The sequence below is a fragment of the Thermoplasmata archaeon genome (genome assembly GCA_038729465.1).
Taxonomy (GTDB): domain Archaea; phylum Thermoplasmatota; class Thermoplasmata; order Thermoplasmatales; family ARK-15; genus JAVRLB01.
On sequence record JAVYRZ010000012.1, the window covers coordinates 17,056 to 24,701 of the forward strand.

The 7,646-nt window shown below is 37.0% G+C and carries 7 protein-coding genes; 4 read left to right on the plus strand and 3 right to left on the minus strand.

What is annotated here, in order from left to right; all coding sequences use genetic code 11:
* Both QXQ25_04505 and QXQ25_04510 read left to right on the plus strand, forming a co-directional pair.
* Positions 1-826 (plus strand): aminotransferase class III-fold pyridoxal phosphate-dependent enzyme (locus QXQ25_04505; protein MEM0160966.1); only part of this gene is annotated, 826 nt, incomplete at its 5' end.
* Positions 827-840: 14 nt separating this feature from the next.
* Positions 841-2,691 carry an aldehyde ferredoxin oxidoreductase family protein gene (locus QXQ25_04510; GenBank protein ID MEM0160967.1) on the plus strand — a complete coding sequence of 617 codons (1,851 nt, stop codon included), beginning with the start codon at positions 841-843 and terminating at the stop codon, positions 2,689-2,691.
* Between the two features lie 26 nt (positions 2,692-2,717).
* On the opposite strand, the gene QXQ25_04515 is transcribed toward QXQ25_04510, so the two are convergent.
* Positions 2,718-3,959 carry an aldehyde dehydrogenase family protein gene (locus tag QXQ25_04515; protein ID MEM0160968.1) on the minus strand — a complete coding sequence of 414 codons (1,242 nt, stop codon included), beginning with the start codon at positions 3,957-3,959 and terminating at the stop codon, positions 2,718-2,720.
* 77 nt (positions 3,960-4,036) lie between these two features.
* Between QXQ25_04515 and QXQ25_04520 the strand changes: the two genes are divergently transcribed.
* Both QXQ25_04520 and QXQ25_04525 read left to right on the plus strand, forming a co-directional pair.
* The gene (locus QXQ25_04520) at positions 4,037-4,201 is read left to right on the plus strand and encodes a hypothetical protein (protein MEM0160969.1); all 165 of its coding nucleotides are present in this window, start codon (positions 4,037-4,039) and stop codon (positions 4,199-4,201) included.
* Between the two features lie 116 nt (positions 4,202-4,317).
* Complete coding sequence (locus tag QXQ25_04525; protein MEM0160970.1) at positions 4,318-6,216, plus strand: ATP-dependent DNA helicase; 1,899 nt, start codon at positions 4,318-4,320, stop codon at positions 6,214-6,216.
* A 23-nt stretch (positions 6,217-6,239) separates the two neighbouring features.
* On the opposite strand, the gene QXQ25_04530 is transcribed toward QXQ25_04525, so the two are convergent.
* The gene (locus QXQ25_04530) at positions 6,240-7,043 is read right to left on the minus strand and encodes an ABC transporter permease (GenBank protein MEM0160971.1); all 804 of its coding nucleotides are present in this window, start codon (positions 7,041-7,043) and stop codon (positions 6,240-6,242) included.
* Positions 7,040-7,646 (minus strand): DUF4162 domain-containing protein (locus QXQ25_04535; protein ID MEM0160972.1); only part of this gene is annotated, 607 nt, incomplete at its 5' end. The genes QXQ25_04535 and QXQ25_04530, both read right to left, overlap by 4 nt.

Sequence of the window (7,646 nt, forward strand, 5' to 3'; positions counted from 1 at the left end):
ACCACAAAATGTATACTATCTTCCTTTTCCTTATGCTTATAGGTTCCCTGCAAAAATTCCTGAAGAAGAGATGAGCAAATATATTATGGATCTTTTAGAATATGTAATAAAAGACCCATATGCAGGCCCTGGCCCTTTGGCAGGAGTGCTTGTTGAGCCTATCCAAGGGGAGGGTGGCTATGTCGTTCCTCCAGATAATTTTCTTCCGATGTTAAGAGAAATCACAGAAAAATATTCCATACCTTTAATTGTTGATGAAGTTCAGACCGGCGTAGGAAGAACTGGAAAAATTTGGGCCAGTGAACATTACAATATCACTCCAGACATAATGTGCATTTCAAAGGGCATAGGAAATGGAATACCGCTATCAATGGTTGCTTTCAGAGATGATTATGATGATAAGTTGCCTTCCGGTTTTCGGCTTGGTACTTATAGAGGAAATCCTCTAGGCCTTGCTTCAGGAAATGCTGTTCTAAATATCCTTAAAAATACGGACATTCTTGAGAGAGTCAGCAGTAAAGGAGAATACATCAAAAAAAGATTTCAAAAAATTGCGGAAAATAGTGAAATAATAGGAGAAGTAAGAGGGAAAGGTTATATGATAGGAGTTGAAATAGTCAAGGATAAAAAACTCAAAGAACCTTCAAGCGATCTAGCAAATAGTATCAAAACTGAGATGTTTAAACAAGGAGTATTAATGCATACCTGTGGCCATTATTCTAATGTTCTTCGATTTATGGCACCATTGATTATAGAAGACGATCTTATAGACAAAGGAATTTCTATATTTGAAAAATCACTGAGTACTGTTGAAAATAAAAAGTGATTAATGAGGTAAAAATGGCATATTCACTTGAAATAGATCAATATTCATATAGAAAAACTGAAATAGACAAATCGACTCTCAAGAAGTACATTGGAGGAACTGGTTTAGGTATAAAAATACTTAATGACGCAAAAACTTGGGAGTATGACGGTCTTTCACCTGGAAATATTCTGGCTATTCTTCCTGGGCTTCTCACAGGCTCTGGATTTCCGACAGCCAGTAAAACTATATTCATGGCCAGATCTCCTTTAACAGGGGGAGTTGGTAGAGCAGTTGCAGGTGCATATTTAGGCGTAGCCTTAAAATCTCTAGATATTCTTGCACTGTCCGTAAAAGGTGCTTATGACAAATGGACTGGCATAGTTATTGATGATGATATAAATATGGTGAATGCATCTGATTTTTATGGCCTTGATACAAAGCAGACCATAAAAAAGCTGTATGAAAAATACTCTGGTTATGCAACTGCTGTTATAGGGCCAGCAGGGGAAAATTTAAGTTTGATCTCTTCAATAGAATGTGATGGCAGACAGGCTGCAAGAACCGGCTTAGGCGCAGTGATGGGCTCTAAGAAAATTAAGTTTATTGTTGCTAAGAGTGGTAAACTTCAAAAGCCATCAAATTCGGATGGGTTCAAAGAAGAAATCAAGAACGCCGTGGAGCTTTTAAAAAAAGATCCTCGGTCTATTAGTGATATGAAGTATGGCACCGCGTCCTCTCTTGACTTGGTAAACAGATTTTTGGGTGTTTATCCAGCCAAAAATTTTCAACAAGGTTATTTTGAAGAGGTATACAATAATATTAAAGATAATGAAATACCTGAAATTGATCCGGCATACTGGACTAAAAAATATGATTGGAAATACCATCCTTGTCCCGGATGCACAAAACCTTGCGGTAAATATGTACATGTCGAATCTAAAAAATATGGGGCATTTGATGTTGAAGGTCTCGAATATGAAACAATATATTCGTTAGGATCAAATCTTAACATTAAAAATTTTGAGGATATTGCGTATCTGCATTACCTTTCTGATCTTCTTGGCATTGATGCCATTTCTGCAGGTTTAACCATTTCTTGGGCAATGGAAGCGTTCGATAAAAAACTTATTCCAAAAGACATATTAAATGATTTAAAAATAAATTTTGGGGATACGGGTATAGCAGTAAAACTTCTTAAAAAAATGGCTTACCGAGAAGGTAGTATGGGAGCTCTTCTTGCTGACGGAGTTAAGAGAGCGTCAGAAAAAATTAAAGCTGGTGGAGATTTTGCTATGCATTCAAAGAGCCTAGAACCGCCAGCATATGATGTTCGTGGTTTATATGGCATGGCCTTAGCGGCGGCCACTAGCGTGAGAGGCTGGGATCACTTGGATTCTTTAGTTTACGCACCTGAGTTCAATGGCAAATTTTGGATATTTGAAAATGTTGATAGAAAATCATATGAAAATAAAGGATCTCTGGTTAAAACCATGCAGGATTTTTCAACTTTTTTTGATTTAACTGGCATATGCAAACTTTCTAGAGGGTCTCTCATTCCAGAAAAGGTAGTGAATGCAATTTCTTATTATTTGGGGGTTCAGATCTCATTGAAAGATCTGATGGATTCTTCTGAAAGAGCTTATAACTTGCAAAAAATTTTCAATTTAAAATGCAATCTCACGAGAAACGATGACACCTTGCCTGAAAGGATTTTTAAGGATTCTATTCCAAATGGGCCCAGTGCAGGTATGTCGGTGGATAAGAAAAAATTCGAAAAACTAGTTGATGAATATTATCAAGCCAGAGGATGGTCTGTAGAAGGAATACCCACTAAGGCAAAGTTGCAGGAACTTGAAATAGATGATTACTTCAATTTTCCTTGATTCAGAGAGTTTATCAAAATTCTGGATTACCACCTTGAGATTATTATCTTGCTGTCAGTGAAGAACAATATGTGGTCTAAACCGCCCTGAGGATGTAGGTCTCCAAAGAATGAATCTTTCATTCCACCAAACGGATAAAATGCGATTGGGGCTGCTACTCCTATGTTTACACCGATGTTTCCTGCTTTTACTCTTGAAAAGTATTCTCTTGCATAATATCCAGAGCCTGTGTAAATAGACGAGGCGTTTCCATATCTGCTTTCATTTATCTTTTCGACTGCCTCATCAAAATTATTTGCCGTCATTATGCTAGCTATAGGCCCAAAAATCTCTTCTCTAGCTATCTTCATGTCTTTTGATACTGAATCAAATATTGTGGGACCGATGAAAAAACCATTTGGATATTTTTCATTTTTATAATTTCTGCCATCAAGTATAATATCTGCCCCTTCTTCAACGCCACTTTCAATATAATTAATTACTCTTTCCCTGTGCTCTTTTCTGATTAATGGCGTCAATTCTATATCTTTTTCCATTCCATATCCTATCTTTAATTTTTTAGCGTGGTCTAGGAAAGATTTCAATACTTTATCATGATTTTCTGGAAATGTCATAAGCACTGCCCCAGCCAGGCACCTTTCTCCAGCATTGCCAAAAAATGATGAAATTATGTTGCTCATATATTTATCAATATCTGCATCTGGCATTACTAAGATATAATTTTTTGCAGACGCCCCTGCTTGGACTCTCTTTCTATTAGAGACACCTTTTTTATACACATATTCGGCAACAGGTGTTGATCCTACAAAGCTTATGCCTGATATTTTTTTATTTTCTAGAAGGTAATCTACAGCCTCTTTTCCTCCATTTATCAGTTGTACTACATTTTCTGGTATACCAGCTTTTTTTATGAATTCCATGGACTTTTCAATGCTAAGTGGTGTCTTTTCAGAAGGTTTCATTATCATTGTATTTCCAAGGGCAATTGCATAAGGCATAAACCAATAAGGTATCATTAACGGGAAGTTAAACGGAGATACCAGTGCAAAAACACCGATTGGCTCATGAATGAGTTCTTCATCTATTCCGTTGGCTATATTTTTATTGTAACTGCCCATAATATTGTATGTTGCGGCAGCAGCAGATTCAACATTCTGAATTGCTCTGATTGCATCTCCTTTTGATTCTTCAAATGTCTTTCCATGCTCATTTGTAGTAATTTCAGATATTTCAACCAGAAAATCTCCTAAATATAATAGTCTTTGCAATAGCAGAAAATAGCTGTTTCCATTATCAATAAAAAATATTAATATAATAAGTAGCAATGTTCATTTGAGGTATTAAAATGAAAAAAGTATATTCTAATCAGGAAACAAAAATGGAAAATTATGCATTTTTATCCAGAAAAATTGCTTACAAGTTGCCGGGTAAGACTTACAAAAAAGATTTAGATAACATGTCTATCAAAACATCTCATGTAAAAATACCTTTCAATAGTAGTATCTCATGAAAATAAAATTACTGGATTTTTGCCGACCTAGCCATATAACTGTACAGAAATTTCAGAACCGCATAACAATGTTTCAAATTGCTTATTATTTTCTCAAAAAATAATAAATGATTGATATGATGAATGATATATTTCCATACACCCCGAGGCTGGGACAGAACGAGATTATAGAGGATATCAAGACGTGTCTCAATTCGAAAATGCATTTTGTATTTGAGGCGCCTACCGGCACAGGAAAAACTATCGTGATCTTGGCGCCGGTATTAGAATTCGCGCTTAAAAATCATAAAAAAGTTGTATATGTTACCAGGACCAACAGCCAGCAGATCCAGGTTCTGAAAGAGGCACGAGCACTTCGAAAATATCTGGATTTCAGAGCCTTTCCATTGCAGGGAAGAAACAATTATTGTATGCTTGCTACCGAAGGAGAGTTGAAAGAGGGGGGTGCGGAAGAGCTAAGCCTCATATGTGAAAACTTGAAAAAAAAAGTGTTGAAAAACAGCGCTAAAGCATGTGAATACTATTATAATTTCATGAAAGATAACGGAAAAAAGCTAATCGATTTTCAGAATTCAACGCTTGCGACCGCAGAAGAGGTGGTAGAGCATGCAAAATTTTTGAGAGTTTGCCCTTACGAAACAATGAAGATTGCATTAAGAAATTCAGATCTCGTGGTAGCTTCATATCCTTATTTCTTTGATCCGTTTATCAGGGCAAAGATATTAGAATGGATGCAGTGCGATATTAAAGATATAATACTTATAGTGGATGAGGCACATAATGTACCAGATTTTGCCAGAGAGGAGCGATCGCTAGCATTGAGCATCAAGATCTTGCAGAGGTTTGACAGTGAGATTGTGGAATATGGAGAGTTCAATTATAAAAATATCAAGTCTTCAGAGTTTTCAGAGATTGTAAAAGAGGCTATGAACAGGTTGGGCAGTGATCTGCTTGCTGGAAATGAAGAGGCTACAATAATAGGCTCTGAATTCGAAGAGCTGTTGATGGATCTTTCAAAAAAGAACTCTGTGGTGATCAGGGAATATTTGAAAGAGCTGAAAAAATTCGGAGAAAAGATAAGGCTCAAAAAATTAGATTCTGATAAGTTGCCTAGATCTTACATATACAGCACCGCCTCTTTCTTATTAGATTGGTTTGATGAGGATAGTGATGATATGATCAAGTTAATCTCAGGTGACGATGATTTAAAGTTAGAGATCTATTCACTAGACCCTACCCCTATTACAAGTGCTGTCGAAAACACATATGTTTCCATTCATATGTCCGGCACCTTAAAGCCCCTCGATGAATATACTGCAAACATATTTACAGAGCTTGTTCCTATCAAAAAAGTATATCCCTCTCCCTTCTCTTCAGAAAACCTGAAAATAAAATATATAGAAGACATTACTACCAAATATGATGTTATTGAAAAAGATAACACAGAATTAAAGAAGATCAGGAGATATATTAAAGAAATATTATCGGCATCAAAGAGAAACAGTGTTGTATTTTTCCCATCATATAGGGTACTGGACAAGATGCTGAAGATCGGGCTGGATATTCCTGGTAACTTATACCTTGACACAAAAGAGCTCAAACAGAAAGATTTTGTCAGACTTGTAAATCTGTTCAAGAAGAAAGGTGGCACTTTCGTAACTGTCATAGGAAGCAGATTCAGTGAAGGCCTGGATTTTCCAGAAGGAGAACTGGAACTGGTGATAATTGTAGGAATACCATACCCTAAACCAACAGTAAAACAGAAGGCGTTGGAAGAGTATTACACCAAAAAATTCGGTAAGGAGTTCGGGTATCTGTACACAGTTAAGGCTCCAGCTACTAGAAAGATGTTGCAGGCGATCGGCAGAATGATCAGGTCTGAGACCGATCGTGGTTTTGCAGTCATTCTTGACCGTCGTATAACCTATTTCAAAGAGTATATCGATGCATCAAAATCTGAAAATATAAAAAAAGAGATTGAAGAGTTTTTCAAAAATAGAGAGAAAAATTTGTAAAAAAAATTAAATTAATGGAGCTTTTAATCTCTTATTTCTTTCTCGGCTAAATATGCTGTTAAACTTAAGATCAAAGCAGCGATAATTGCCAGGCCACCAAGCCACTGTCCGACCTGTATCCACTGTGAAGTAGTAAGGGTTCCATTAATAATTACCATTCTGATTGCCTCTGCAGACCAAGATACTGGGTTATACTGTGCTACATCAGATAGCCAGCTTGCCATCATTGAAGGAGAAAACATGGCATAGCTTACAAAAAGAAGTGGCAAATTTACCAGGTTAACAATGCCGAATATAGAGTTCATGTTTGTCATTCTAATGGCAATCACGCTGAAAATTGATGCAAAGATCAAAGATACGAGTATTATTGCTGTCACTGTTACAAGGCCATCAAATATGCTGAATCCGTTCACAAATTTAAGTCCGTTTGGGATTAATATAGCAGCTATTACCAGTATCAATGCTTGTGGAAGCACTCTTATTGTCGCAGAAAATATTTTAGAGAATACTATAGAGCTCCTTCTTATAGGGGATGACAGAAATCTGCCCATTGGTCCAAGTCTTCTGTCAAATATTATTTGTGTGCCTGCGAACATGGCGGTAAATAGCGCAGTTATAGTAAGTACCCCGCCTACTATATAGGTAATATAGTTAGGCGCACCACCCAGCACCAGAGAGCTGGCTCCCGGGAAAAATTTGGTAATATCAAATGCGCTTCCAAAAAGTGCAATCCAGAAGAATGGTTGTATCATGCCCGTGATAAAAAATACTGGATTTCTGTACCACTTTTTTAATTCTCTTACTGTAAGAGGCCCTAGCCCGCTCATCTTCTCACCCTCTTCAAATTCATCATCATCTTTCTACTCTCTCCTGCTTCTCCCTCTCTTATATCTCTGCCAGTATATTCAAGAAACACCTCGTCAAGCGATGGTTTCTGCACTATAAGTTTCGTGGTAGCAAGTTTTTTTTCAGATATGAAATTTATAATATCAGGCAAAGTACTGTCTGCGTTATCAACTTTGATTCTTACGCTATTTGGCCCAGAGTTTTCAACTGCTATTACATTTTTTATATTTTTCATTTCTTCCGCATCCTTCTGAGTTTTAAATGTCACTGTCACTATATCCCCCTTTAGCGATTCTTTGAGCTCTTGAGGTGTTCCTGTAACTCTTACCTTGCCATCGTCAATTATAGATACGCGATCTGCAAGGGCATCTATTTCTTCCAGATAGTGAGAGGTCAAAATAATAGTAACATCAAGTTTCTTCTGTATATCTCTCACATAGTTCCACATTTGCGTTCTTGTCTGGACGTCAAGCCCAAGGGTAGGCTCGTCGAGAAACAGTATCTTTGGTTCGTTTACCAATCCTACTATGAGCTCAAGTCTCTTTCTCATTCCTCCAGAGTATGTACGTACCAGCCTGTCTGCG